Origin of the sequence: Hyalangium gracile (assembly GCF_020103725.1) — a bacterium.
Lineage (GTDB): Bacteria > Myxococcota > Myxococcia > Myxococcales > Myxococcaceae > Hyalangium > Hyalangium gracile.
The window spans coordinates 83,878-108,508 of the sequence record NZ_JAHXBG010000021.1 but is presented as its reverse complement, the minus strand read 5'-3'; the positions used below and the strand labels follow the sequence as shown (position 1 = coordinate 108,508).

16 protein-coding genes are annotated in these 24,631 nt (G+C 71.0%); 10 read left to right on the top strand and 6 right to left on the bottom strand.

Annotated elements, in window-relative coordinates:
• The first annotated feature begins 5 nt into the window (after positions 1-5).
• The 3 genes from KY572_RS33890 (at position 6) to KY572_RS33880 (ending at position 5,715) form a co-directional block, all read left to right on the top strand.
• Positions 6-932: an acyl-CoA dehydrogenase family protein gene (locus KY572_RS33890; protein ID WP_224247813.1), complete on the top strand. Its 927-nt coding sequence runs from the start codon at positions 6-8 to the stop codon at positions 930-932.
• A gap of 197 nt (positions 933-1,129) precedes the next feature.
• Positions 1,130-2,845, top strand: a complete 1,716-nt coding sequence (locus KY572_RS33885; protein WP_224247812.1) for a serine/threonine-protein kinase — start codon at positions 1,130-1,132, stop codon at positions 2,843-2,845.
• Positions 2,842-5,715, top strand: a complete 2,874-nt coding sequence (locus KY572_RS33880; protein WP_224247811.1) for a PEGA domain-containing protein — start codon at positions 2,842-2,844, stop codon at positions 5,713-5,715. The genes KY572_RS33885 and KY572_RS33880 overlap by 4 nt, the downstream gene beginning before the upstream one ends.
• Positions 5,716-5,736: 21 nt before the next feature.
• On the opposite strand, the gene KY572_RS33875 is transcribed toward KY572_RS33880, so the two are convergent.
• Positions 5,737-6,450, bottom strand: coding sequence for a hypothetical protein (locus tag KY572_RS33875; protein WP_224247810.1), 714 nt, complete (start codon positions 6,448-6,450; stop codon positions 5,737-5,739).
• 85 nt (positions 6,451-6,535) lie between these two features.
• Between KY572_RS33875 and KY572_RS33870 the strand changes: the two genes are divergently transcribed.
• A complete protein-coding gene (locus tag KY572_RS33870) occupies positions 6,536-7,318 on the top strand; it encodes a hypothetical protein (RefSeq protein ID WP_224247809.1) in 783 nt (260 codons plus the stop codon).
• On the opposite strand, the gene KY572_RS33865 is transcribed toward KY572_RS33870, so the two are convergent.
• The gene (locus KY572_RS33865) at positions 7,281-9,443 is read right to left on the bottom strand and encodes a type II/IV secretion system protein (RefSeq protein WP_224247808.1); all 2,163 of its coding nucleotides are present in this window, start codon (positions 9,441-9,443) and stop codon (positions 7,281-7,283) included. The genes KY572_RS33870 and KY572_RS33865 overlap by 38 nt on opposite strands.
• Positions 9,444-9,648: 205 nt before the next feature.
• Here KY572_RS33865 and KY572_RS33860 point away from each other — a divergent pair, with 205 nt between their 5' ends.
• The 6 genes from KY572_RS33860 to uvrA all read left to right on the top strand — a co-directional run bounded on the left by KY572_RS33860 (position 9,649) and on the right by uvrA (position 21,620).
• The gene (locus KY572_RS33860; protein WP_224247807.1) at positions 9,649-10,959 is read left to right on the top strand and encodes a M18 family aminopeptidase; all 1,311 of its coding nucleotides are present in this window, start codon (positions 9,649-9,651) and stop codon (positions 10,957-10,959) included.
• A gap of 142 nt (positions 10,960-11,101) precedes the next feature.
• A complete protein-coding gene (locus KY572_RS33855; RefSeq protein ID WP_224247806.1) occupies positions 11,102-11,497 on the top strand; it encodes a hypothetical protein in 396 nt (131 codons plus the stop codon).
• A gap of 27 nt (positions 11,498-11,524) precedes the next feature.
• Positions 11,525-14,614, top strand: a complete 3,090-nt coding sequence (locus KY572_RS33850) for a TonB-dependent receptor domain-containing protein (protein ID WP_224247805.1) — start codon at positions 11,525-11,527, stop codon at positions 14,612-14,614.
• A 222-nt stretch (positions 14,615-14,836) separates the two neighbouring features.
• Entirely contained in the window at positions 14,837-15,034 is a 198-nt protein-coding gene (locus KY572_RS33845) for a hypothetical protein (RefSeq protein WP_224247804.1), read from the top strand.
• A 107-nt stretch (positions 15,035-15,141) separates the two neighbouring features.
• The gene (locus KY572_RS33840; RefSeq protein WP_224247803.1) at positions 15,142-16,275 is read left to right on the top strand and encodes an MvdC/MvdD family ATP grasp protein; all 1,134 of its coding nucleotides are present in this window, start codon (positions 15,142-15,144) and stop codon (positions 16,273-16,275) included.
• A 47-nt stretch (positions 16,276-16,322) separates the two neighbouring features.
• Positions 16,323-21,620: an excinuclease ABC subunit UvrA gene (gene uvrA / locus KY572_RS33835; RefSeq protein ID WP_224247802.1), complete on the top strand. Its 5,298-nt coding sequence runs from the start codon at positions 16,323-16,325 to the stop codon at positions 21,618-21,620.
• Positions 21,621-21,636: 16 nt separating this feature from the next.
• Here uvrA and KY572_RS33830 read toward each other — a convergent pair whose 3' ends face one another.
• The 4 genes from KY572_RS33830 to KY572_RS33815 all read right to left on the bottom strand — a co-directional run bounded on the left by KY572_RS33830 (position 21,637) and on the right by KY572_RS33815 (position 24,629).
• Positions 21,637-22,773, bottom strand: a complete 1,137-nt coding sequence (locus KY572_RS33830) for a cytochrome-c peroxidase (protein ID WP_224247801.1) — start codon at positions 22,771-22,773, stop codon at positions 21,637-21,639.
• A 146-nt stretch (positions 22,774-22,919) separates the two neighbouring features.
• Entirely contained in the window at positions 22,920-23,447 is a 528-nt protein-coding gene (locus KY572_RS33825; protein WP_224247800.1) for a periplasmic heavy metal sensor, read from the bottom strand.
• A 19-nt stretch (positions 23,448-23,466) separates the two neighbouring features.
• The gene (locus tag KY572_RS33820; RefSeq protein WP_224247799.1) at positions 23,467-23,994 is read right to left on the bottom strand and encodes an anti-sigma factor family protein; all 528 of its coding nucleotides are present in this window, start codon (positions 23,992-23,994) and stop codon (positions 23,467-23,469) included.
• Positions 23,991-24,629 carry an RNA polymerase sigma factor gene (locus KY572_RS33815; RefSeq protein WP_407660046.1) on the bottom strand — a complete coding sequence of 213 codons (639 nt, stop codon included), beginning with the start codon at positions 24,627-24,629 and terminating at the stop codon, positions 23,991-23,993. Before KY572_RS33815 ends, KY572_RS33820 begins: the two co-directional genes overlap by 4 nt.
• Positions 24,630-24,631 lie beyond the last annotated feature (2 nt).

Genomic DNA, 24,631 nt, shown 5'->3' with positions numbered 1-24,631 from the left:
CCCTGGTGGACGAAATCCTGCGCTTCCTCCTCACGACTCCTCCCCAGCCGGGCTCGCTCCAGTCGGTGGGGGACTGGTGGCGCCAGCACCTCGGGCTGGCCTCGCGGTTCACGACGCCGGTGGACTTGGCGCTGGCGGGCGGCTTCATGGCCGACAGGATGGGGTTCGCCTTCGCCTCGGGGTACCACGCGGCGCTCCGGTGCCTCTTCCCGCGGATGCGCCCGGATCATCGGGGCGCGCTGTGCGCGACGGAGGCGGGCGGGGCACACCCCAGCGCCATCCAGACGCGCCTGTCGGGTGGGGAAGGGGGACCGCTGCGGCTGTCGGGTGCCAAGAACTTCGTCACGCTGGGCACGGCCGCCGAGACCCTGTTTGTGGTGGCGAGTGAGGGGCAGGACGAGCAGGGCCGGAACCGGCTCCGGGTGGTGATGATCGACTCCCGGCGGGAGGGGGTGCACCTCAACGAGCTGCCGCCCACGCCGTTCGTGCCCGAGGTGCCCCACGCCGAGCTGGAGCTGCGCGACGTGGCGGTGTCTCCCGAGGAGGTGCTGCCCGGGGATGGGTACACGCGCTACCTCAAGCCCTTCCGGACGACGGAGGACTGCCATGTCCACGCGGCGCTCCTGGGATGGTTGCTCCAGGTGGGGCGGCGCTCGGGCTGGCCGGAGCGCGTCCAGGACGAGGCGCTCGCGCTGGCGGTGACGATGCGCGGGCTGGCACAGGCGGAGCCGTCCTCGCCCGCGGTGCACGTGGCGCTGGGAGGCGCGCTGGAGCTCTGCCAGCGGCTGGTGAGCGGGCTCGAGGAGTGGTGGCCGAAGGTGGATGCGGAGACGCGTGAGCGGTGGGAGCGGGACAGGTACCTGCTGGGCGTGGCGGGCAAGGCCCGGGCGAAGCGCCGCGAGGTGGCCCGCCAGCGGCTCGCGGGTGGGTGAGCCGCAGCTGGCTGGAGCGACTTCTGCGTCAGGTGCGCCCCCTGCCGGGCGAATCCTGGCCCAACTGGTCTGCCTGTCATACCAGTTGGGAACCGGTTCGCTCAAAGGGCGCCCCCCTGGTCAGGCCGCTCCCCTGGCACCTGGCCTCCCTCCAGGGTGTAAGAACTTCTCCGGAATGACTTAGAATCCCCCGCTCCATGGGTGAACCCTTCGGCAACTACGAGCTGCTCCAGCCTCTCGCGACGGGAGGGATGGGACAGCTGTACCTCGCTCGCAACCGGGCGGAGGGTTTCCAGAAGCTGGTCGTGGTGAAGATGCTCCTGTCCCACCTGTCGCGGGACCAGGGCTTCATGGCGATGTTCCTCGACGAGGCGCGGATCGCCGCCCAGCTCAACCACCCCCACATCTGCCAGATCTTCGAGCTGGGAGAGCACGCGGGCACCCACTACCTGGCCATGGAGTATGTGCCGGGAGTGGACCTCCGCTCGCTCCAGCAGCACCTCACCGAGCGTGGCCAGGTGCTGCCCCCCGCGCTGGCCTGCCGGGTGGTGGCGGACGCAGCGTCCGCGCTGCACTACGCGCACGAGCTCACCGATGACAGCGGCCGGCCGCTGGGCCTGGTGCACCGAGACGTCTCCCCCTCCAACGTGCTGGTGAGCTTCGACGGCGCGGTGAAGCTGATCGACTTCGGCATCGCCAAGGCGGCGGGGCGTGCCTCCGCCACCGCCACCGGCCAGATCAAGGGGAAGTTCGCCTATATGTCGCCGGAGCAGGCCGAGGGCGAGCCGCTGGATGCCCGGAGCGACATCTTCTCGCTCGGCCTGGTCCTCCACGAGCTGCTCACCGGCCACCGCGTCCTCCAGCGCGACTCGGATCCCGGAACGCTGAAGGCCGCCCGTGAGGCTGTCATCGCGCCGCCGTCCACGCTGCGCCCCTCCTTCCCGGAGGATCTGGACCCGGTGGTGATGCGCGCGCTCGCCCGGCGCCCGGAGGAGCGGTACGCCACCGCGGGTCAGCTCGCGCTGGCGCTCGAGGAGTGGCTCCTGCGCAGCCAGCAGCCCTCGTCGCAGACCCACCTGACGTCCTTCCTGCGCGGCGTCTATCCCGACTACAAGGAGCGCTCCCGAGCGCGCTCGGAGACCACTCCGGTGTCCGGGCTCGAGGGGACGCTCATCCGCACGCCCTCGGGCGGGAGCCAGCAGCCTTCCGGGCTCACCCGCACCTTCTTGACGCCCGAGCGCGCCCAGTCCGCGCCCCCCGCCGAGCCAGCACCCGCCACGCCTTCGCCTCTGCCTCCTGCTCCTCCCCGCCGCACACTGGGGAGGAAGCTCGCGGTCGGCGTGGCATGGGGGCTGCTGCTCGCTGGCGGCGCATACGTCACGCGACGCCCGGCCTCGCCCACGGCCGCTACCAACGTGCCTGCTCCCGGGCCCGCGACCGAGAGCGCACCCGCTCCGGTCCTGCACACGCTGCGCATCACGACGGACCCCGCGGAGGCGGAGGTCCTCATCGGTGGCTCACCCGCCGGCAAGACGCCGTTCGTGCACTCCTTCGAGCACGGCAAGCGCCTCGACCTGACGATCCAGGCTCCGGGACGGGTGCCGGTGCAGCGCACCCAGGAGATGCTTGCAGACGCCGAGCTCGCCCTGGAGCTGGCGCGCAAGAAGGCGACCGTCACCCTGAACAGCAAGCCCCAGGGAGCCACGGTGCTCCGGGATGGGCAGCGCCTCGGGGAGACGCCGCTGAGCTTCTCCGGTGACGAGGAGGTGCCGGTCCGGCTCGTGCTCAGCCTCAAGGGCTACGTGTCCAAGGACGTGGAGCTCACCCCGCGAGACGGAGCGGTCCAGGAGGTCGGGCTGGTTCGTCAGAGCGCCAGGGAGGACTCGCCGTTCAAGACGAAGGCGCAGCGATGAGGCGCTTGCTGATCCTGCTCCTCGCGCTGGTGGCGGGGGCAGCGGGGGCGGCGGACGTGGCCGACGAGGCGGAGTTCCACTTCCGCCGCGGTCTGGCCTTCCAGCGACAGGGGCGCTTCGACGACGCACTCGCCGAGTTCTACGCCTCCAACCGGCTGGTGCCGAACCGGAACGTGCAGCTGAACATCGCCTCCACGCTGGGGCGGCTGCAGCTCTACGACGAGGCCTTCCGCGCCTACTCCGAGGTGGCCCGGCAGCCGCTCGAGCCGGACGAGCGCGCGGACGTGGAGCAGGCCCTGGCCTTCCTCCGGCCCAAGCTGGCGCTGGTCCGCGTGGAGTCCACGCCCCCCGGGGCCACCATCTTCATCGGACGACGGGATCTCGGTGCGCTGGGAGTCACACCCAAGACGCTGGCCCTCAAGCCCGGCCGCCATCGCATCCTGCTGGACCTGGAGGGCTACCGCTCGCGCGAGGTGGAGGTGGACGTGGCGCGCGGGCGCGAGGTGGTAGCCACGGGAGAGCTGGAGCTGATCGTCGGCGGGCTGGAGATCCGCGACGTGCCAGAGGGCGCCGAGGTGCGGCGCGAGGACACCGATGAGGTGCTGCGCACCGGACCGGGCGAGGTGATGGGGCTGCGGCCGGGACGGGTGCCGCTGCGCGTGGTGGCCCCTGGCTTCCTGCCCACCCGGCTCGACGTGGAGGTGGTGGCCGATCAGCTCCGGCCCGTGCACCTTCCGCTCATCGCCGAGCCGCCGCCGCCCCGGCGCGTCGGCAGCCTGGTGGTGCGAGCCAACGTCGACGGCGCGGTGGTGCTGGTGGATGGCCGGGAGGTGGGCTTCACCCCGGCCGTCATCGAGAGCGTGGACGCGGGGCGGCGGGTGGTGGAGGTGCAGCACGAGGGGCTCGAGCCCTTCCGGGCCGAGGTGGACCTGGAGGATCGGCAGCTCCGCTCGCTGGATGCCCACCTGCGCCCCAAGCGGCTGGAGGTGGCCGGCGCCACCCAGCGGCTCATCCATCTCGAGGACGCGCCCGCCTCGACCACCATCATCACCGCGGAGGAGCTGCGCATGTTCGGCTACCGCACGGTGGCCGAGGCGCTGCGCTCGGTGCGCAGCCTGCAGGTGTGGACCGACCGGCTCTACGACTCGGTGGGCATGCGCGGCTTCGGCTGGCCGGAGAACGCCAACGCCCGGATCCTCGTGCTGCTCAACGGGCACCCGCTCAATGACGTGGTGCGTGGCTACGGCCCGCTCGGGATGGACCTGGGGATCGACATGTCCCAGGTGGAGCGCATCGAGGTGGTGCGCGGCGAGGGCATGGTCTTCGGCAGCACCGCCTTCCTCGGTATGATCAACGTGGTGACGCGCCGCGCGGAGGAGGGGGTGCACGTGCGCTTCGGCATGGGCGCCGACACCCTGCGCGGAACCGATCTGCAGGCCATGGCCTCGGGCCGGCGCGGAGCCACGGAGCTGGTCGTGCTCGCGGGGAACCAGTATCGGGAAGGAGATCCACTTCCCGCGCCCACGGGGGTGGGCCTGCTCTCCGACGAGGAGTCCGTGGAGCGCGCCTTCGTCCTTGGTCGGTACGGGGGCTTCTCACTCACCTCGGGCATCATCCGCCGGGCCAAGCATGTCCCCAGCAGCTTCGTCTGGACGGAAGGCCAGCCCGTCCTGGCCACGGATCTTCGGCGCTTCGCCTCGCTGCAGTACGACCACACCTTCCCGGGCGGCAGCTTCCTGCTCTCGCGGGTGGCGATCGATGACATGGACTACTCGCTGCGCTCCCAGCCCGTGCAGGCCCCGGTGCTGCCGCGAGAGGAGACAGGCTACGGGCTGGGGCTCTCCGTCGAGTCCCGCTTCGAGTGGGCCCGCTCGAGCACCAGCCGGCTCATCGCGGGCGCGTCGCTCCGGCGGGCGATGCACCTGGATGGCCAGCTGAGCCTGGGCGACGGCACGGAGGCCGAGCTGTACAGCGGCACGCGCACGGAGCTCACCTTCTACGGCAGCTATGAGTGGACGCCGCGGCCCTGGTTCCTGCTCCACTTCGGCTCGCGGATCAGCCCCTTCCGGGTGACGAGCGCCGACACCAACGATCCGTTCGAGCTGGTCTTCACCCTGTCTCCGGTGCTGGCGATGGTGAGCAAGCCCTACGAGGGAGGCAGCCTCAAGTTCACCACGGGCGTCACGGGCAGGGGACCCAGCGAGCGCGAGCTCCGCTACGACTTCGAGGACTTCGAGCGGTTGGCGCCGCTGTCATTGGTTCCGGAGAGCCACTTCGCCACGGCGCTCGAGCACACGCACACCGTGAGCGAAGAGACGAGCCTGATCGCGGCCGTGTTCCTCAACGCCTACGCCGACATCGCCCGCACTGCTTCGGAGCAGGCGCTGCCCTTCCGGTACTCGAACTCCGGGCCGCATGTCCTGGGAGGCGCGGAGGTGGAGCTGCGCTACGCCCCCGGGACGGGGCAGCTGGTGAGCATCTCCGGCTACGTGCAGGCCCGCCTCGACAGCCCCGAGGATGCGGTCCGCGAGGGGTTCGACGGGGACCTCGAGCCGCACGTGGTGAACTCGGCGGAGCATGCCATCTCCGCGCGCTTCGGCCTGCCCGTGCTGAGGAAGGGGCTGGTGGCGGGCACCGAGCTGGTCTTCACCGGCGCCCGCTTCGACTCCACCGGGCTGCGCGTCCCGGAGTCGCTCTACGTGAACCTGATGCTCTCCGGCCAGTTCACGCCGTGGCGGCTGCGCTACTACGGCGGCGTGTACAACATGCTCGACGAGCGCCGCCCCAACCCGGTGAGCCCCGACTTCGGGCGCACCACCGTGCCGCAGTACGGCCGAGAGGTGAGGCTGGGCGCGTCAATCTCGTTCTGAGCGCTCGCGGCGCTCGGGGGCTCAGTAGCGCCCGCCGCCCAGCGCGCTGACGGCGGCCGAGAGGACGCGGTTCTCCACGCCCCAGACGGCCTTGTTCATGCCCTTGATGCCGGCGCCGCGCAGGTAGTCCGTGAAGTCGTGCAGGGCGGTGGAGCGCTGCATCCGCTCCGTCTTCGCCGCGTAGAGCAGCGGGGTGCCCGGCGCGCCCGTCAGGCCCAGATCCGGGCAGGCCTGGGACAGCGCCTTCTCATCCAGCCCCGTGGCCGCCGCCAGCATGGCCACGGTGAACTTGTGCACCGGCAGCTCGCGGGCGTTGGGGACCTTCTTCAGCACCTTGGCCTGATCCTCGGGGCTGGTGGCCAGCTGCTCCAGCTTCACCTGGCTGATGGCCAGCAGCTGCTCGTTGGTCACGTGCTTGTTGTCCAGGATGGCCCGGGTGAAGAGGCTCTCGATGGTGTCGCCCTTGATCTGGATGCCCGCCGCGTCCGAGGAGCGCATCCGGTTGATCATCCCCGAGATGGCCTTGCCCACCTCGGTGTCCGGACCGCCACGCCACGCGCCCGGCATCGGCCTGGCGGGCGCCAGCGAGGCCGGAGCGTCGAAGCTGCTGCGCCCCACCTGGCCCACCGTGTTCGTCGCGGTCGTCTTCGCGGTGGCCACGGGGCGGGTCGTCTGCGCCTGGGGCGTCGTCGCGGTGGGCCGGAGGGCGGTAGGGCGGCGGCTGATGGGGTTCATGGGCGTGCTCCTGGTCGATCCGAGGGCTCCCCGGAGGTGGGGAGAGACATTGGGACCATTATCTGACAGCCTGGGCGGAAGTTGCATGCCCTTATTTCCCTCTGAATTTGCCGACCTGCTGACGCCTCGAGGCCTCCGGATTCTCAGAGGACGAGATGCGGAGGCCTGTGGGGCGCTGCTCCGGGTGCCGCCTCAGCGCTTCATCGCCTTGCCGGACGTGGTGGACGTGAGGAAGGCCACCGCCTGCCGCCAGGCGCTGGAGGAGGAGCTGCGGGACACCCTCACGGAGATGGACGATCCCATCCCCCCCGAGGCCCTGCTGGGGATGACGGAGAACTACTCGGAATTGCTGCCGAAATCCGTCCGGGTGCGCACCGCCCTGCTGGGCAGCCGGCGCTCCCGCTCGTGGCGCGCCGCGGAGCGGGTGGGGCTCACCGCCATGCTCCGCTCGGAGAGCTTCGGCGCCTTCGCGTCCGTGGTGAGCGGGCGGGCGCTGCGGCGGCGGTGGGGCATCCAGGTGCTGTGCTACGGGCCCGGGGACTATACGGGGCCCCACAATGATCACCACCCCGAGGACCCCGAGGCCCGCGACGGGTACGTGGACATGCACATCAGCCTGGCCACCCCCGCCGTGGCGCACCAGTGGCTCGTCTACGCCAAGGGCGGCCACTTCACGGAGATCAGCAGCGTCAACACCGTGGGCGGGGTGACGGTGTACCGGCTGCCCTTCTGGCACTACACCACGCCGCTGGTGGCCAAGCCTGGCGCCGAGGACGCGGCGCGGCGCTGGGTGCTGCTCGGCACCTTCCTGGACGCGCCCCGAGCCCCCCTCACGCGGCGGAGCTCTCGGGCACCGGGACGGCGCTGAGCAGCCCGCGATAGCGGAGGATGGCGTCGTAGGGGACGACGGCGCGCAGCTCCTCCAGCGAGGTGGTGCCCTCCAGGGCCAGGCGCTGGGCGTGGGCCAGCACCGAGCGGAAGCCCATCTCGAGCGCGGACTTGCGCAGCGCGGACACCTCCGCGCCCTTCTCGAGCAGATCCCGCCCCTGGTCATCCGGCTCCCAGAACTCCATCAGCGCGGTCCGGCCCGAGTAGCCCGTGCCCTCGCAGGCCTCGCAGCCGCGCCCCCGCATCAGCCGTGCTCCCTCGGGCACCCCCTGAGGGAAGAACTCTGCTACCAGATCGGCCGCGGGGGTGTAGGGCTCGGCGCAGGCCAGGCACACCCGCCGCACCAGCCGCTGGCCGAGCACGCAGAGCAGCGTCTGGGACAGCAGGCTCTCCTCCACGCCCAGGTCCATGATGCGGCGGACCACGCCGAACACGTCGTTGGCGTGGACGGTGCTCAGGATGAGGTGGCCGGTGAGCGCCGCGCGCAGCGTGCTCCGCGCCGTCTCCTTGTCGCGGATCTCCCCCACCAGGAGGATGTCCGGATCCTGGCGCATGAAGGCCCGCACGTAGTGATCGAACGTGTTGCCGATCTCCTCGTTCACCTGGCTCTGCTGGATGCCGTCGATGACGTACTCGATGGGATCCTCGGCGGTGAGGATCTTCACGTCCGGGGTGTTCAGCTCCTGGAGCATGGCGTACAGCGTCGTCGTCTTGCCCGAGCCCGTGGGCCCGGTGACGAGCACCAGCCCCTGCGGGTTGTGGAGGATGCGCCGCAGCCGCCCGAGCACACCCGGCTCGGCGCCCAGCTCCTCCAGGCGAGGCACGCGCATGCCCTGCTGGAGCACGCGCAGCATGGCGTTCTCGCCCCAGAGCGTGGGCTGGGTGGCCACGCGGAAGTCCACCCAGCCGTGCTCGTAGCGGCGGCGGATGACGCCGTCCTGTGGGCGGCGACGCTCGGTGATGTCCAGCCGCGCATCGACCTTCAGCTTGGTCACCACCGCCTGGACGTTGTCCGGGGTGACGCGGCTGTCCGCGTACGTCCACAGGTTGCCGTCCTTGCGCAGGCGGACGGTGACGCGGCGCTCGTAGCGCTCGATGTGGATGTCGCTGCACTTGCGGCGGACGGCCTCGTGCAGCAGCGCGTCCACGATGGCCGGCACACCGTTCGGATCCGGCGGGCGCGGCGGGATGCGCGGGTGGACGTGGAGGGGATCCTCCCCGCTGTAGAGCTCCTCGAGGACGGACGCCAGGATGCTGGCGGGCGTGGCCAGGAAGTGCAGCCGCGTGCAGTCCAGCGCATGGGCCAGCGCATCCAGCGTCTGGAGCTCCGGCGTGTCCGCGGTGGCCAGCCAGAGCCTGTCTCCCTCGACCCGCAGCGGCAGGGCGCCGATGGACTCCAGGAAGGGCCGGTGGACGCGCCGCAGCACATCCTCCTCCACCAGCTCCAGCAGCCGCTCGCGGGGCAGCAGCGGGACATCGAAGAAGGTGCTCGCCGCGGCGTACAGCTCGGCCTCGGGCAGCTCCTTGGAGGCCTGCAGCGCCCGCCACGTCATGAGCGTGGGATTGGCGGAGATGGCCGCGGCCCGGGCGTCATCGATGACGTTCCGTCGGCGCAGGTACTGGGGAAAGGTGAGGGTGCCCGGATCGAGCCGCTCCAGCTCCGCGTACACACGGCGGGTTCGCGGGCCCAGGTGCTCGGTCGTGCCCAGGACGATGAGCCGGGAGCCATGCCGCCGCTCCCAGCTGGCCCGCTCCACCTCGGCCACCCCGGGCTCCGCGACGCAGTAGAGGACGTGGTTCTGCCAGGCCAGGGGCAGCACGTGCAGCTCCAGCGCCCGGATCAGCGGGAACGCGCGCGGGAGCCGGAGCTGGACGAACTCGCCCTCGATGAGCTGCCCGCTGGCGCCCTCCATCTCCAACAGCACCGAGACGAGCGCCTGGCGCGACACCAGCCCGTGCTCCAGCAGGAAGGTCTCCAGCGGAGCCTGGGCGCTCCGGGCGCCCTCGATGAGGGCTGGGATGCCGGGCCGGGCCAGCCAGTGGCCGGGCAGGATCCGCAGCAGCGTCTCCTCGCGGGAGGGGGCGTGGGGGTGGGGTGTCCTCATGGGGGAGGGGACACTGCAACCCGGGCGCCACCGTCCCACCCTCCTGTCCGGAGGACCAGGGTCGCAAACCTTGCGCGTCCACCCGGGTCCGCGCACCCGCTGCGCAGCTGCCGGTGTGCGCGCTGGAAGACAAGGGCGCCGGGAGCGAGCGCGCAGGCGCACCTTTCCGGTGGCTGCGTGCGGTGGGAGCGCTAGCCTGCACGCCATGAGCCCCACCGACATCGATACCGCGGCCAAGGACCTGCTTGCCTACATCGACGCCTCGCCCACGCCCTACCACGCGGTGCGCGAGACGGCGCGACGCCTGACCGAGCACGGCTACCGGGAGCTGGACGAGCGCGAGCCCTGGAGCCTCCAGCCAGGAGACCGGGTGTTCATCACCCGAGGCGACACGAGCATCGCCGCGTTCCACCTGGGCACCACGCCCGTGGATCGCGCGGGCTTCCGGCTGGTGGGCTCCCACACGGACTCGCCCAACCTGCGCCTCAAGCCCAATGCCCCCGTGGCGAAGCACGGCTACCACCAGCTCGGCGTGGAGGTTTATGGAGGCGTGCTGCTGAGCACCTGGATGGATCGCGATCTGTCGCTGGCGGGCCGGGTGGTGGTGCTCTCGGGAGGCCGTCCCGTCCCGCACCTGGTGGACTTCCAGCGGCCGCTGCTGCGCGTGCCCAACCTGGCCATCCACCTCAACCGCACCGTCAACACCGACGGCCTCAAGCTCAACGCGCAGGACCACATGGTCCCCGTGCTCGGCCTGGAGAGCGCGGGCCCGGCGGAGCTGCGCTCCCTGCTCGTGCGGGAGCTGGCCCGCGCCAATGTCCGCGCCGAGGCCGGGGACCTCCTCGGCTATGATCTGGCCCTCTACGACACGCAGCCCTCCACGCGCTCGGGCGCGCAGGGCGAGTTCCTCCACGCGCCGCGCCTGGACAACCTGGCCAGCTGCTACTCGGGCCTGAGCGCGCTGCTGGCCGCGGGCAAGGCCGGCGAGACGACCCGGGGCGTCGTGCTCTACGACCACGAGGAGATCGGCAGCCGCAGCGCCCAGGGCGCCGCCGGCACCTTCCTGCGGGACTGCCTGCAGCGGCTGGTGCTGGGCCACTCGGACGGACGCGCGGACGCGTACCACCGCGCCATCCGTCACTCGTTCCTGGTGTCCGCGGACATGGCCCACGCCGTCCACCCCAACTACTCCTCGCTCCACGAGCCGAGGCACCAGCCGCTCATGGGCGGCGGCCCGGTCATCAAGTCCAACGTCAACCAGTCCTACGCCACGGACGGTGAGACGTGGGCGCATTTCGCGGCGCTGTGCCGCGAGGCCGGGGTGACGCCCCAGCACTTCGTCACGCGCACGGACCTGGGCTGCGGCAGCACCATCGGGCCCATCACCGCCGCGGAGCTGGGCATCCGCACCGTGGATGTAGGCAGCCCCATGCTCTCCATGCACTCCATCCGCGAGATGGCCGCCGCCTCGGATGTGGTGGCGATGATCTCCGTGTTGCAACGCTTCTTCACCTGAAGCAGGGGTGCGCAACCCCGGGAGAAATACTCCGGAAGTTGGATCTCGAGGGCCCTCGATATGGGATGCCCTCGGTTGACGTTGGAATCAGGGATCGTCAACATGACGTCCGTTTCCGGACAATCTCCTGGGAGGAGTCAGCGTGAGAGCTGTGGTTCTGACCGCGGGTCTTTTGGCCGTGATGGGCCTCATCACCGGGTGTTCCAGCAAGTGCGATTCCGTCTGCGGCAACGCCAACTCGTGTGAGGTAGACGAGCGGTCCGTCGACGTCGACTGCCCCGAGTTCTGCGCGGACGTGGAGGACTTCAACGCGCGAGCGCAGGCGGCGGAGTTCGAGAGCTGCGACGCCCAGTTCCAGGCGCACCTGGACTGCTGGGAGAACAACTCGTCGAAGATCTGCGACGCGGAGTTCGCCGGCTGCGCCGAGTCCGCGCAGGCCTGGGTGGACTGCATGACGCCGTACTGCGAGGCCGTCGCCGCCGAGACGAAGACGGATCCGAACTGCTCGGACGGCGCGCCCACCCTCGCGCCCTTCTAACCCCCGCCATTCCTGGGATCTCCATCCATGTCTCTCCACACACGCAAGGGTTCCAAGGTGTCGAAGAAATCCACCCGCAAGAACACGGTCCTGGCCCTGGCCGTTCTCGTCACAGGGACCGGCGGAGTCGCGACGGCGCAGCAGGCTCCCGCCGACGCCCCGGTCGCCACGCAGGAAGCAGCCCCTGCCCCGACGCCCGCGCCGCAGCCCGAGGCGGCCACGCCCGTCCAGCAGCCCATCGAGGCCACCCAGCCTCCGGCCGCGCCCGCGCCGCAGCCCCAGCCCCAGGCCCAGCCCCGGCCGCAGGCGAAGCCCGCGCCCCAGCCGGTGGCCGAGGAGCCTCCTCCCGAGGAGTACATCGAGGAGATCGTCGTCACCGGCTCGCGCATCCCGCGCAAGGAGCTGACCACCGCGGCGCCCGTCACCGTGCTGGACCGTCAGCAGATCGAGAAGACGGGCAAGACGTCCATCGGCGACATCCTCCAGAACCTGCCGGAGCAGTCCAACGCCATCAACACGCAGTACAACAACAGCGGTGATGGCTCCACGCGCGTGAACCTCCGCGGCCTGGGGCCCGAGCGTACGCTGGTGCTGCTCAACGGGCGGCGCCACGTGGCCGGCGGCACCGGCGCGGACGCCACCGTGGACCTCAACGCCATTCCGACCGCCGCCATCCAGCGCATCGAGATCCTCAAGGACGGTGGCTCGGCGGTGTACGGCTCGGACGCCATCTCGGGCGTGGTGAACATCATCACGCGCAAGGACTTCTCCGGCACCGAGCTGCGGGCCTTCTCCGGCATGTCCTCGCGGGGCGACGGTCTGACGTACGACCTGAGCATGACGACGGGCCAGAGCACCGAGCGCGGCAACATCCTCTTCACCGCGGGCTACTACACCCAGAAGGACGTGTTCGCGGACGCGCGCCGCTTCAGCAAGTTCGACACGGACTACGACTGGAACTCCCGGCAGATCTACACGGCGGGCAGCGTGTACGTGCCCGAGGGCGCCTTCTTCATCTACGACGACGTCGTGGGCAACGCGACCTGGAGCGATCTGCTGAGCGCCTACCCGGACGAGAGCGCCTTCTTCCGGGGGCCCAACGGATACCGTCCGTTCAACCTCTCGGGCGTGACGGAGGCGGGCGGCGACCTCTACAACTACCAGCCGGCCAACTACCTGGTGACGCCGCAGCAGCGCGCGCACGTCTACTCCACCGGTGGTCTGCGCATCGGCTCCTCCTCGCGCGCCTTCTTCGAGGCCTCGTACACCGGCCGGCAGTCGGCCCAGAAGCTGGCGCCCGAGCCGCTGAGCACGGCGGGTGAGAACCTGACCATCTCCGCGGCGAACGCCTACAACCCGTTCGGGGTGGACCTGACGCCCGACACGGTGGAGGTGCTGCGCCGCCTGACCGAGTTCGGCACGCGTGACTACGAGCAGGACCTCACGACGTTCCGCATCGTCACCGGTCTCGAGGGCAAGCTGGACGAGCAGTTCGGCCCCCTGAAGGACTGGCACTGGGATGTGGCCTACAACTTCGGCCGCACCCAGGGCATCACCACCAAGCAGGGCACGCTGCGGCGCAGCCGGCTGCAGGCGGCGCTGGGGCCGAGCTTCGTCAACGACTCGGGCCAGCTGGTGTGCGGCACGCCCGAGGCGCCCATCGAGGGCTGCGCCCCGCTGAACCTGCTGGGCGGCGCCGGCTCCATCTCTCCGGACGCGGTGGACTACCTGGGCTTCCGCGGCACGGCTCGCGGCTTCACCCAGCAGACGGCCATCACCGCCAACATGGGCGGCGAGCTGTTCCGCGTCTCCTCGAGCGCGCGCCCCGCGGGCCTCGCGGTGGGCTACGAGCACCGCCGCGAGCAGGGCGCCTACATCCCGGACCCCATCACGGACGCGGGTGACACCACGGGCAACAAGGAGACCTCGACGGAGGGCCGCTACTACGTGAACGAGGCCTACCTCGAGCTGGCGGTGCCCATCCTCGGCGCGACGAACCCGGGCACGGGCGAGCTGCGCGACGTGCTGGAGGTGACGGGCGCCGCGCGCGCGTTCAACTACAACACCTTCGGCTCGGACTTCACGTACAAGTTCGGCACGCGCGTGAGCGTCATCCCGGACTTCACCCTGCGCGCCACGTGGTCCACGGCGTTCCGCGCGCCGTCGGTGAACGAGCTCTACCTGGGGCAGTCCGACAGCTTCCAGGGCGTGAAGGACCCGTGCGCCAGCTCTGGCCGCCAGGAGGGCAACGCGCTGGACGCCGCCTGTGACGCGCAGAACGTTCCGGACGACCTGGTGGATCCGCGGCCCCAGCAGCGCACGATCCTGGGCGGCAACTCGGCGCTCGAGCCCGAGACGGCCAAGATCCTCACGGTGGGCGTCGTCTTCGAGCCGCAGTTCCTCAAGGACGTCACCGCCACGGTGGACTACTACAACATCGCCGTGGACCAGGCGATCACCAGCCTGGGCGCGGACGTCATCCTGAACAGCTGCTTCCCGGCCGCGGGCGGCGTGACGCCGCAGTACTGCGATCGGATCCACCGCAGCCCCAACGGGCTGATCAGCACCATCGATGACCCGCTGACCAACGTGGGTGGTGACCGGACGGGCGGTATCGACATCTCGCTGCGCTACTCGCCGCAGACGGCGTACGGCCGCTTCGGCTTCAGCGCGGACGCCACGTGGCTGCACAAGTTCGACCGCATCCTGGCGGGCGGCCGCGTCCTCAAGGCGCGGGGCAACTACGATCTCCAGGAGGTCCACACCGACTGGGTGGGCATGCTGGGGGCGAGCTGGGCCCGGGATGCGCTCAGCGCCGGCATCAACATGCGCTTCATCAACGGCTTCAAGGAGTGCCAGAACAACTCCTGCCAGGAGCAGGAGGGCGCTCCCGCGCCGATCTCCCGCGCCGTGTCGGACTACTACTCCTTCGATGTGAATGCGGGGTACGACTTCGAGACGAAGGTGGGCACCATCGGGGCGCAGGCCGGTGTGAACAACCTCTTCGACGCCCAGCCGGCCCGCGTGGTCAACGGCTTCCTCGCGTCCTCGGACGCGTCGACCTACGACTATATGGGTCGCTACTTCTACCTGCGCCTGTCCTACAACTACTACTAGGCCAGGCGGTGGCTCGAGGTTCCCGGGGCCGTCACGCGCGAGCGTGGCGGCCCTTCGTCATTTCAGCGCCAGGGTATCGGCAGGCGTGCGGTCGGGCCTTGCGCTCGCGCCTCGAAGGGAGGGCAGTCCCCGGCGGCCTCTTTTCCGGTGCCATCCACTTCGCGAGTGCCTCCGTAGTCCCTCATGGCTCCATGGAGGAGCCATTCGACACGGAGGTGTCACATGAAGAAGCTGGAGATGCAGACGGGAACGAGGCAGCCGGGGCGCGTGCTCGGGCGCGTGCTGGCCGAGGAGCTGGAGCAGGTCCGCGGCGGCTACCTGGGACCGGTGCTCGCGGAGGCGACGGCCGGGCGAACCCGGGATCCGCACGGCCACCCGGACCTCACCGGAGGCAGCCCGGGGCAGACCGACGGCGACTGAGGGCCCAGGCCCTCGAGAGTCCCTGTCACTCCTTGCAGACACCTGGCCGGAGAGCACGCCCTCTCTCCGGCCGGGTGCCACCCGCGCCCTTCCACCCGAGCCTCGCCATGAAGACCGTCCTCATCCTCTCCCGACCCAACGACATCCACTCCACCGCCGTCGCCGAGGCGCTTGCCCGCAGGGGCGTGGCGCACCTGCTCTGGCACACCTCGGACTTCCCCACGCGCGCCACGGAGACGGTGCGCTTCGAGCGCGGTCGCCGCTCGGTACGCCTGCGGGGCCCTGAGCTGGACCTCGCCGAGCAGGCGATCGGCACCGTGTGGAACCGGAGGCCCGCGCTGGTCATCGACCCGCGGCGCATCCACCCCGCGGACCACGCGTACGTGGAGCTGGGGTGTGGGACGTTCCGGCGGTCGCTCCTCGACACGCTCGCGCCCGAGGCCTTCTGGGTGAACCCGCACCGCGCCGTCGAGCGGACCAGCAAGCTGAGGCAGCACCAGCTCGCGCTCGAGGTGGGCCTGGAGGCGCCGGACACCGTCTACACCAATGATCCGGGGGAGATTCGCGCCTTCCTCCGCGAGCACGGCGGGCAGATTGCCTACAAGCCCTTCAAGATGACCGCCTGGAAGGACGATGCGAAGTACTACATGACGTACACGAGCCGGCTCACCGAGGCGCAGCTGGTGGAGGATGAGCTGCTCTCCATGGTGCCGGGCATCTACCAGGCGCTGGTGCCCAAGGCCTTCGAGCTGCGCGTCACGATGATGGGGCGGCGCGCGTTCGCGGCGAAGCTGCTCTCGCAAGAGACGCGGGAGGGGCGGCTCGACTGGCGCCGGGCGGACCCCGACGAGCTGAGGATGGAGCCGTTCGAGCTGCCCGCCGAGGTGGCCGCGCGGTGCTTCGCGCTGATGCGCGGGCTGGACATCGTCTTCGGCTGCTTCGACTTCATCGTCCGGCCGGACGGCCGCTATGTCTTCCTCGAGGTCAACCAGGCCGGGCAGTTCCTCTTCGTGGAGAACGCGACGCGGCAGCCCCTGCTGGACGCCTTCTCGGAGTTCCTGCGGCAGGGGAGCGTGGATTTCGACTGGAGCCCGGAGCGCGTCTCCGTCCGCTACGCGGAGGTGAAGGAGGCCGCCTTCCACCGGCTCCAGAGGGACCTGGCGCTCCACGTCCAGGAGCCGGAGGCCACCTGGTACGAGGGGGGGAGCGAGCCTTCGTCCACTCGGAAATCCAACCTGTAGGATAAGCTTGGCGAGAGCCAATCCGGCCGTTAAATGACGCGGCCTCCATGCACAAGACGCACCTCGTCGGCGCCCGTACCCATAACCTCCAGTCGCTCTCCGTGGATCTCTCCGAGGGAGAGCTCGTCTGCATCACGGGTGTGTCCGGGGCAGGCAAGTCGAGCCTGGCGCTCGACACCTTGTATGCCGAGGGTCAGCGCCGCTTCGTCGAGAGCTTCAGCCCGTACGCTCGCCAGTTCCTCGAGCGGCTGGAGCGGCCGCCCATGGACACGCTCGAGCCGGTGGCGGCCGGCGTGGCGGTGGATCGCCGCGCGCCGGTGAAGAGCTCGCGCTCCACCGTGGCCACGATGGCCGATGTGGAGGCCTACCTCTCCGCGCTCTTCACCCGCGAGGCCATGCCCGTGTGCTCCGCGTGTGGCGTGGAGGCGGTGCGCACCGATGCGCGCGTAGCCGCCTCGTCCGTCATCGCCGCGCACCCGGAGGCGCAGGCCATCTTCACCTTCCCGGTGCGCATCTCCGGCACCGCCGAGTTCCTCGATGTGCGCACGCGGCTGCTCAAGGACGGCTACCACCGGCTCCTCGTGCAGGGCGAGGTGCGTGAGTTGGAGTCGCTACGGCCGGGCGAGGCCACGGACGCGGTGGGCATCGCCCAGGTGGTGGTGGACCGGGTGAAGCTGGCGGGCTCGCAGCTGTCCCGCGTCACCCAGGCCGTGGAGGACGCGTGGGTGCGAGGTGACGGTGAGGCCCGGGTGTTCCTCCCCGGAGGGGCCACCCAGCGTCTCCGCCGAGGACTCGTGTGCCCGGAGTGCGCGCGCGAGTTCGAGCCCGCGCGGCCGGGCCTGTTCAGCTACCAGTCCGCCACGGGCGCGTGCGCCACGTGTCGAGGCTTCGGGCGCACCATCGGCATCGACTGGGCCAAGGTCATCCCCAACCCCGCGCTGAGCCTGGCGCAGGGCGCCATCCGGCCGTGGAGCGGGAAGACCTCGGACTGGGAGCGCAACATGCTCCACCGCTACGCGCGGGCCATGGGCATCCCGCTGGACAAGCCGTGGGGCACGCTCACCCCGGCGCAGCAGGAGATGGTGCTGGAGGGGGAGGGCGACTACCACGGCGGGCGCTCGTACCCCGGCGTGCGCGCGTGGTTCCGGTGGATGGAAAGCCGCACGTACAAGATGCACGTGCGCGTGCTGCTCTCTCGCTACCGGGCCTACGCGCTCTGCGAGAGCTGCAAGGGAGCGCGGCTGAACGAGCAGGCCCTGGCGTACCGCGTGGGCGGGCTGGACCTGGCGGCCTGGCACCGGCTGGAGCTGTCCGACGCCTGCGAGCGCCTGCAGTCCCTGCGCACCACCACCGGCCAGGGCGAGCTGGCGCGCAAGGAGCTGGCCAACCGGCTGCGCTACCTGGTGCGTGTGGGGCTCGGCTATCTCACGCTGGACCGTCAGGCTCGCACGCTCTCGGGAGGAGAGGCCCAGCGCGTGTCGCTCACGGCGGCGCTCGGCTCGTCGCTGACGGGGGCGCTCTTCGTGCTGGACGAGCCCACGGTGGGGCTGCACCCCAGTGACGTGCGTCCGCTCACCGAGGCCATGGCGGAGCTGGCTGATCGCGGCAACATCGCGCTCGTCATCGAGCAGGACGAGCACGTCATCCGCTCCGCCCACCGCGTGCTGGAGCTGGGGCCCGGGGCGGGCAAGCATGGCGGGAAGCTGTGCTTCGACGGACCGCCCGAGGCGCTGGCGAAGCGGACGGACCTGCCCACGGGGCAGCTCCTGGCGAGCTCCGAGGTGACGAAGCACACGCCTCGCGAGCGCACGGGGGAGCTGTTCGTGCGCAACGCCCGGGCCCACAACCTCCAGGGGCTCAGCGTGAAGGTGCCGCTCGGGGTGCTGTGCGCCATCACCGGGCCCAGCGGCTCGGGCAAGAGCACGCTGATGGACGAGGTGCTGTACCGGCACCTGGCGCGAGGGCTGGGCGAGAAGGACGTGGAGGCTCCCGGCGAGGTGGAGGCGCTGGAGGGGGCCGAGGCCGTGAAGTCCATCACCTTCGTGGACCAGTCTCCGCTGGGGCGCACCTCGCGAGGCAACGCCGCCACGTACACCAAGGCGTGGGACCGGCTGCGCGAGCGCTTCGCCAGCGAGCCGGAGGCGGAGGTGCGAGGCCTCACCGCCGCGCACTTCTCCTTCAACGTGGACAAGGGCCGCTGCGAGGCCTGCGCGGGCGAGGGCTACGAGACGGTGGAGATGCAGTTCCTGGCGGACGTGGCCCTGCGCTGCGCCTCCTGCCGGGGACGGCGCTTCAAGGAGGAGGTGCTCGCCGTCCAGCACTCGGGCTTCAGCGTGGCGCACGTGCTGGAGCTCACCGTGGACGAGGTGCTGAAGCACTTCGCGGAGGATGCCGTGCTCAAGCGCACGCTGGGGCCCGTGGCGCAGCTCGGCCTGGGCTACCTGTCGCTGGGCCAGCCCCTGTCCACGCTCTCCGGCGGCGAGGCGCAGCGCCTGAAGCTGGCGCGGGCCCTGGCCGGCGAGACGAAGGGCGCGCTCTTCCTCATCGACGAGCCGAGCGCCGGGCTCCATGAGCTCGACGTGCGCCACGTGCTCACCGCGCTGCACGCGCTGGTGGAGCGAGGGGCCAGCGTCATCGTCGTGGACCATGACCTCACCGTCATGCGCGGCTCGGACTGGATCATCGATCTGGGCCCGGGAGGCGGTCGGCATGGTGGGCGGCTGGTGGCCGAGGGCACTCCGGAGGAGGTGGCGCGGGGCAAGGGCCTCACCGCGGCGGCGCTGCGCGGCGAGGGCACGGCGACCCGGCGTCCGGCGAAGTCGCGCGGGGTGAGCTCGGGCGGCCCGGCCATCGAGGTGGAGCACGCGCGCGAGCACAACCTGCAGGAGATCTCCTGCCAGATTCCCCTGGGGAAGATGACCGTGGTGACGGGGCCGAGCGGCTCGGGCAAGAGCTCGCTGGCGTTCGACGTCGTCTTCGCGGAGGGGCAGCGCCGCTTCCTGGAGACGCTCACGCCGTACGCGCGGCAGTTCCTGCCCACCATGCCTCGGCCGGACGTGGAGCGCATCAGCGGCATCCCGCCCACCGTGGCGCTGGAGCAGCGCACCTCGCGCGCGGGCGCGACGAGCACCGTGGCCACCGTCACCGAGGTGGCCCACTACCTGCGCCTGCTCTTCGCCAAGCTGGGCCAGCCGCACTGCCCGAGGGATGACTCGCCCATTGCCTCCACCACGGCGGATGCGCTGTACGCGCAGCTCACCGGGATGAAGGGGGAGGGCACGGTGCTGGCTCCCGCGGTGCGCGCGCGCAAGGGCACCTACCTGGATCTGTTCGCCGCGGCGGCCCGCTCCGGCATCACCACCGCCATCGTGGATGGGCAGCTCGCCGGCACCGACAACCCGCCGCGGCTGACGAAGACCCGCGAGCATGACATCGATCTCGTGATGCACGAGGGGAAGCTCTCGCAGCTGTCGCGGGCCGTCTTCGATCGGGCGCTGGGCTGGGGGCAGGGTGCCCTCAAGGTGCGGGGAGCCAAGGGCGAGACGCTGCTGTCCACCGAGCGGACCTGCCCGCGCTGTGGGACGGCCGTGCCGGAGCTGGATCCGCGCTGGTTCTCCTTCAACACGAAGCAGGGCCGCTGCGAGGCGTGCGAGGGCACTGGCGTGGAAGGCGGCGCCGAGGCCATCGCCGAGGGGCACACCGAGCCGTGCAGCTCCTGCGAGGGCTCACGGCTGGCGCCGGTGCCGCGCGGGGTGAGGCTGGAGGGGGCGCGCTACCACGAGGTGGTGCAGACCTCCGTCACGGCCACGCTCGAGCGCGTGCAGGGCTGGAAGTTCCGCGGAGATCGGTCGCTCATTGGCGAGCCCTCGCGCCAGGAGCTCGTCCGGCGCCTGGAGTTCCTGGACCGCGTGGGACTGGGCTACCTCTCGCTGGACCGTGCCGCCGCGACGCTCTCGGGAGGCGAGATGCAGCGGCTGCGCCTCTCCGCGCAGCTGGGCGCGGGGCTGACGGGCGCGCTGTACGTGCTGGACGAGCCCACCATCGGCCTGCACCCGCGAGATACCCACCGGCTGCTGTCCAACCTGCGGGCGCTCGTGGACACGGGCTCCTCGGTGCTCGTCGTGGAGCACGACACGGACACCATCCGCGCGGCGGACCACCTCATCGATCTGGGCCCTACGGGCGGACGGGGCGGTGGGCGTATCCTCGCGGAGGGCTCGCCGGAGGAGGTGCTCCAGCGGGAGGACTCGCCCACCGCGCGGGCGCTGCGGACCTCCCAGGTCCGTCCTCCGTCCACGCGGGGTGCTCCGGAGCGATGGATCGAGCTGAAGGGAGCTCGGGCCAACAACCTCCAGCGCGTGGACCTGCGGGTACCCGTGGGGCGGCTCACCGTCGTCTCGGGAGTGTCGGGCTCGGGCAAGAGCACGCTCATCCGCCAGGTGATGTACCCGGCGCTCCGGGAGAAGCTGGGGCTCGTGGGGCCGAAGCCAGGGCCGTTCGACTCGCTCCACGGCGTGGAGGCGGTGTCCCGCGTGCTCGCCGTGGATCAGTCTCCCATCGGGCGCACGCCGCGCTCGGTGCCGGCGACGTTCCTGGGCATCTGGGACGAGCTGCGTCGGGCCTTCGCGGCCACTCCCGAGGCGAAGATCCGGGGCTTCGGCCCGGCGCGCTTCTCCTTCAACACCGCCGCCGGAGGCCGGTGCACCGCCTGCGAGGGGCAGGGCGCCATCTCCCATGAGATGGCCTTTCTCCCGGACGTGGTGACGCCGTGCGAGGTGTGCGGTGGGACGCGCTTCGACGCCGCCACGCAGGAGGTGCGCTACCACGGGCTCACCATCGGCGAGGTGCTGCGGCTGTCCGCCGACGAGGCGAAGGAGGTGTTCCGCGCGCTGCCCAAGGTGTCCGCGCCGCTGGAGTGCCTGTCGGATCTCGGCGTGGGCTACCTGCAGCTCGGCCAGGGCTCCAACACGCTGTCGGGCGGAGAGGCGCAGCGGCTGAAGCTGGCGGCGGAGCTGACCGCCTCCGCGCGCCACGAGCCGACGCTCTACGTGCTCGACGAGCCCACCACGGGCCTGCACCTGGGTGACGTGGAGCGGCTCATCACCTTCCTGGGGCGGCTGGTGGATCGCGGGGACACGCTCGTCGTCATCGAGCACCACCCGTCGGTGATCGCCGCGGCGGACCACGTGGTGGAGCTGGGTCCCGAGGGCGGCGACGAGGGAGGCCTCATCGTCGCCACGGGAACGCCTCGCGAGGTGTGCAAGGCGAAGACGGCGACGGGCCGTGTGCTCAAGGCGCTGTTCTCCTCGAGCGAGGAGAAGAAGGCCCGGGCCCCGGCGCGGTGAGCTGCCGCCGGGCCCCTTACGAGGGGTCCGGCTTCGGCGTCCGGGGCGTGCTCTTCGGGAGCTCGGGGGCGGTGATGTACTGCTGGGGCAGCTCGCCGGTGAGGCTCTTGAGGAAGGCCACCACGTCGTCCACCTCGCCGTCCGACAGGTTCTTGCCGAGCTGGTGCTTGCCCATCAGCCGCACCATCTCCGGCAGTGCCTGGACGGCGCCGTCATGCATGTACGGCCAGGTCTTCTCCACGTTGCGCAGCGTGGGGACGCGGAACTTCGCCCGGTCCTCCTCGGCCTTCGTCACGTCGAAGCGGCCCTTGTCCTCCAGGTGCGGCCACTCCTCGATGAGGCCGAGCTTCTGGAAGGAGGTGCCGCCCACCGCCGGGCCGTTGTGGCACGTGGTGCAGCCGGAGGTGACGAACGTCTCCAGCCCCCGGCGCTCCTGGGCCGTGAGCGCGTCGTGCTCGCCCGCGAGGAACTTGTCGAAGCGCGAGGGGGTGTTGAGCTGGCGCTCGAAGGCGGCGATGGCCTGCGTCACGGTGGCCCGCGTCACCGGCTGCTTCTCTCCGGGGAAGGCCTGCTTGAAGTACTTCACGTACTCCGGAATGGAGGTGAGCGTCGCCAGCAGGCGCTTGTCGTCTGGCAGGGCCATCTCCACGGGGTTGAAGAGGGGGCCCTCGGCCTGCACCTCCAGCGTGGGCGCGCGGCCATCCCAGAACTGCGCGACGTGGTTCGCCGCGTTGTAGACGGTGGGCGAGTTGCGCGTGCCCTTCTGTCCCCGGTGGCCATCGGACAGGGCCTTGTTGTCCACGCCGAAGGTGTCCAGGCCGTGGCAGGAGTTGCAGGAGACGTCGTGGTTCTTGGAGAGCCGCGCGTCGAAGAAGAGCATGCGGCCGAGCGTGATCTGCGCCTCCGTGTCCTGGGGCTTCGGAGCCGCCTTGGCGCTCGGCGCCAGCTTGAAGGCCTGGGCCAGCTTCGCGGGATCCATCGGAGCAGGCTTCGGCGCGGGCGGCGCGGCGGGGACCGGAGCGGGCGCGGCCGTCACGGCCTGCGGTGCCGGGGCCTGGGGAGCGCCCTGCGAGCAGCCGTGCAGGACCATGGCCGTCAGCGCTCCCAGCGCGACGTGCTTCAGAGGGGGCTTCAGCCGGATCCGGTTGTTCATATGCGAGCCTCGGAGAGTGCAGCTGGCGAACCACCGGCCACATTAACAGGGCGGCCAGCCGGCTTCTGCCGGCCCCCCAGGCTCGCGTTTCCCGGACTTTCCCCGCTCATCAGGCCCTCTACCGGCCTTGGATGGGGAGGGGACGCTCAGCCGCGGTCTTCCAGCCCCTCGTACTTGCGCAGCTTCTCGCGCAGCCGCTCCTTCGCCTTCTCGCGGAACTTGTGCTTGAACTTGGAGAACTGGCTCTCGAAGCGGGCCATGAAGAGCGCCAGCTTCGCGCGCTTCTGCGGCGGCAGATCCCGGGAGAGCGCCTGGAACATCTCGCGGTCCAGCGCCGCGAGCTGCGCCCGGGCGTCGAAGGCGCGCTGCGCCGCCTGATCCACCTGGGCCTGCACGGCGGTGTCGCCGCTCGCCGCGCGCTCGAGGATCTCCGCCGACTCGCGGACCTGCTGCCGCAGCGGCCGACGGCGCTCGTCGAACTTGCGCATCGTCTCATCCAGCTTCAGCGCCTGGGCCGAGTCCAGCTCCAGCTCCTCCGCCAGCCCGATGATTCGCGCCGTGCGCATCCGGCGCTCGGCCTCCTGCTCCGCCTCCTCCCGCGTGTCCGGGGGCGCGGCGAGCGCGACCAGCGGCAGCAGGGTCAGCATCAACACGGCCACTCGATTGTGCTTCATCACGGCGTCTCTCCAGGGTTCACAAGTCGTCGAAGAACAGCTCGCTCGCGGAGGAGTCCGGGTCGGCCCAGTCCTCGGTGTCCTCGAAGTCCTCCTCGGCGCTGGCGAGCTCGAGCGCGTCCCCGAGCGGATCCGACGAGGCCCACTGCTCGAAGTCGGCCTGGGTCTCCGAGACCGTCGAGGCAGCGACAGGCGAGGGCGTGACGCCCGGTGTCCCCTGGTGGTGGAGCGAGGGGTTCACCACCAGCAGCACCACGGCCGCCGCGGCCAGCACCGCGCCCACCGTCCGGGCCCGCAACGCCTTGCGCACCTGCTCGCGCCGCCACGCTCCCAGCGCCCGCCGGGGCAGGGCCTCCGCGACGTCCCTCATCGCCGGCGAGGGAGGCGGCAGCGCCACCGCGCCCAGGAGCTTCGCGGTGGACTCGGCCTCGCTCCGGCAGGCCTGGCAGGAGGCCAGGTGCTCGCGCAGCCGCGCCTCCTCGTCCGGCTCCAGCGCCCCCGCGGCGTGGAGCGTCAACAGCTCCTCTTGATCCTGGCACGCGCTCATCCGCGCTCCTCCTCCGGCGCGCCGGCCACTTCCGCCTTCAACCGCTTCACGGCGTGGTGGAACTGCACCTTGGCGTTGTTCTCGGTGATGCCGAGCATCTCGGCGATGTCTCGAAAGGGCAGGCCCCCATCCACCCGGAGGGTGAGCACCTCCCTCTGGCGGCGGGGCAGGGCGAGCACCGCGGCCCGCAGGTGCCGATCCCGCTCCTGGCGCTCCAGCAATTCCTGGGGAGACTCCCGTGGGTCCGTCGTGGCGTGCTCCACCTCGGTGAGCAGGGCCGGGCGCCAGCGGTGGCCCTGGCGGGCGTGGTTCTTCGCCAGGTTGAGGGCGATGCGCACCAGCCAGGCCCGGAAGGGGGTGGGGCTCGTCCACTTCCAGCGGGAGAAGACGCGGCCGGAGGCCTCCAGGGCGCGCAGGAAGGCCTGCTGCGCCAGGTCGGCCGCATCCTCGGGCCGGGGGGCGAAGCGGCGCACCAGGGAGAGGACGAGCGTCCGGTAGCGCTCCACCAGCGTGCCGAAGGCTGCCTCGTCGCCCTCCAGGAAGGCCTGGCACAGCGCCTCATCCGTGGGCGCCGGGGCGCTCGCCAGCGCCAGCCGGGGGAGCGCGGGGCCTCCCTTTGTCTTCCATGCCGTCACGG